1 protein-coding gene and 1 pseudogene are annotated in these 2,935 nt (G+C 62.4%); both read right to left on the minus strand.

Features of this window, described 5'->3' with window-relative positions; translation table 11 throughout:
- Nucleotides 1–2,366, minus strand: a 2,366-nt coding sequence (locus tag Q0X47_RS08580) for an FAD-dependent oxidoreductase (RefSeq protein WP_297725065.1), incomplete at its 3' end; no start/stop codon positions are given.
- A gap of 17 nt (nucleotides 2,367–2,383) precedes the next feature.
- Nucleotides 2,384–2,935 (minus strand): annotated as a pseudogene (locus tag Q0X47_RS08585) (pyruvate-flavodoxin oxidoreductase); the annotation flags it as partial.

Genomic DNA, 2,935 nt, shown 5'->3' on the forward strand with positions numbered 1-2,935 from the left:
TCCGGGTCGGTCCAGAACAGCAGGTCGCGATTGCGCGCCCCCAGCACCAGGGTCACGTGATTGCCCAGCTCCAAGTGTTTGCGCACAATCGGATAGGCGGGCGCTAACCCGACCCCACCAGCCACGAAGCACACGCTTTGGGTGGCGGAGTCGAAATGTTCCATCTTTGACGCCAAGCCCAGCGGCCCGGCAATCCCGTAAAACGCCTGGCCGACTTCCATCGCGCACATAATCTGGGTCGATTTGCCTACCGCTTGCACCACGATGGAAATCCAGCCTTGCTCCCGGTCGAAATCGGCCACGGTCAGGGGAATCAGCTCGCCTTTTTCGTGGGTCATGAACCGGGCGAACTGGCCGGGCTGCACCGCGCGGGCGACCGCGGGGGCGTGCAGTTTCATCTCCCAAGTCCGTTCCGACAGTTGTCGTTTCTCCAAGATTCGGTAGGCCGAGGCGGCGCTTTGCGTGTATTCCAAAGCGCGTTGCACCCGCTGGTGGACTTCTTCCGGTTCCAGGTGAACGGCCAGGTCCCCCATCTGGCGGGCGGCCGCTTGGCCGTCTCCGGCTGCTTTGATCGCGGTAGAACCGCCGCGAGAAGCGTCTCCGCCGGAGTAGATTCCCTCTAGGTTGGTGGCTTGCGAAGGGGTTTCGGCGACACTTCCAGCCGCACCAGCCGCACCAGCCGCGTCCCCACCAGCGCCGCCAGCCTCACCGGCAGCCTCTTTCCCGACCTTGATAGCGCCCCACTGCTGCACTGCCAGGTCAGGCTGCGAATCGCGAATAATCGGGTTGGAACTGTTACCGAGCGCCATAATCACCAGGTCAGCGTCCATTTCCAGGATTTCCCCGGTTGGTTGGGGCCGGCGCCGCCCAGACTCGTCAGGCTCCCCCAGCTCCATCACCCCCACGCTCGCCCCGGCGACATGGTGGTTTTCGTCCTCGTGAAACTCGGTGGGCGCCCGCAGCTCAGCCACGACAATGCCCTCTTCCAAAGCGTGATGCAGTTCCTCCACACGGGCCGGCATCTCGGCCTTGGTGCGCCGGTACACGATGGTGACGTGACCGCCCAAGCGCCGGGCGGTGCGTGCCGCGTCCATCGCCGTGTTTCCTCCGCCAATGACCAGGATTTCTTTCCCGGCGACTTCGGGCAGGGGCGTGTCATAGTCGGGCAGGTTCGCGTGCATCAGGTTTACGCGAGTCAGGAACTCGTTGGCGCTCATGACCCCGTTGAGGTGCTCGCCGGGCACGTTCATGAATTTCGGCAAACCGGCGCCGGTACCGACGAAAATGCGCCAAAAACCGGCCGCTTTCAAGTCATCTAAGGTCGCGGTCTTGCCCACCACAAAGTTCGTCACGAAACGCCCGCCCAGCAGGCAAATCTTGTCCACCACGTCGTCGACCAGCTCGTTGGGTAGGCGGAACTCGGGAATCCCGTACTTCAACACCCCGCCCAGGGTGTGGAACGCCTCGAACACGGTGACCGGGAAACCCTGGTTTGCCAGCAAGAACGCGTTAATCAACCCGGAAGGACCCGAACCGACGATAGCAATCGGGGGCTTTTCCGCGGTCTGCCACGGGTCGGGACGGCCCTCGAAACGCTTGAGAATCGCCTCGTTGCCGTGCACGATTTTCTCTCGCTGGGGCAAGAACCACTCCAACTGACCAATCTCGATGGGACGCGCCTTGTGCACGCACACCCCTTGACACTGCAGCTCCTGAGGACAAACCCGACCGGTCACGTTCGGCAGCGGGTTCGACTCCTCCACGATACGCAGCGCTCGGTCAAAATCCCCCTCCGCGATGGCCTGCATGACGTCCGGGACATGAATCTGGACCGGGCAGCCCCCGACTTTGCGGCCCCGCAGAAATTCGCCCAGCTCACAGGGCCGATCCGCGCAGTGCTTGTCCCGCATCGATTCGAGCCACACGAACAGGTCGACTTCCCGCTGGGAATAGCCCTGGGTCAGATACCCCAGATACCCTTGCGTAACCAAGTCAAAGTCATGTACCCGCTGGGACGCCGGCCGCACGTAGGGGGCGACATGGTTGGCGGCGGGCCAGTTTTCGCTCACCCCCGCAAACATCGGGTAGCGTTCGGACAGCCAGGTGTCAATCGCGCGGATAAACACGCGTTTCTTGCCCAGCGGCAAGTTCCACAGGAAACGCATCATGATGCGCCCCACCATGTCCTCGCGCTCCAGTAGCTCCCAAATTTTCAGGGTCATGGCCTCGGGCAGTTCTCCGGCGTCAAAAGCCGCGTGCAGCTGAGCCAGACCCTCGGCCACAAACATGGATTGAAACAGTTTCGGGTCGGCATTAAACCGGCGTTCCAAAATGTTGAGCTGGACCGTGTTCGTCGTGTTAAGCATCGGTTTCCCCTCCCTGGTCACAAGATGATTTCCGCGTCACAGTTCGCGACAACTTTCGCGACCCGGGCGCGCAGTTCGTCGGTCACTTCCACGCTTTCCAGCGAGCCGGGAATGAGCCGCGCCACCGGGGTAGGCTTGCCGTCAATGATTTCCGTGGACGGCTCGAAGTATTCGGGAATCTCTTGGTAGCAGGTCTTGCAGTCCGTGCATTGGGCTATTTTCTCTAGCTCGTAGCGAAACGGCGCGCCCGAGTCTGCCGGGGCGGCGTCGGACGCGGCTGCTCCGGAGGCGCCCCCAGCCGTACTCGCTCCCCCGCCGAATCCGCCCAAGAACGGTAGCGGCGTCGTGGTCGTGCCGGTCGCGGCGACTTCTGCCATCGCTTTCGCGATGAGTTCAATGGTTTCTTCCTGTGACTTCGCGGCGGCGTCACGAGCTTCGGTCAGCTCCTTTTCCAGGTCGGCTTGGGCTTTCCGCGCCGCAGCCAGGTCTTGCCCGGCCAGGTATTGCAGGAAAGTCCAGTATTCCCGGCATTGCTCGGTCAGCTTCACGATGGAGGGCGACACCTGGAT

This window comes from uncultured Mobiluncus sp. (assembly GCF_947254095.1).
In the GTDB taxonomy this organism is placed as follows: Bacteria; Actinomycetota; Actinomycetes; order Actinomycetales; family Actinomycetaceae; genus Mobiluncus.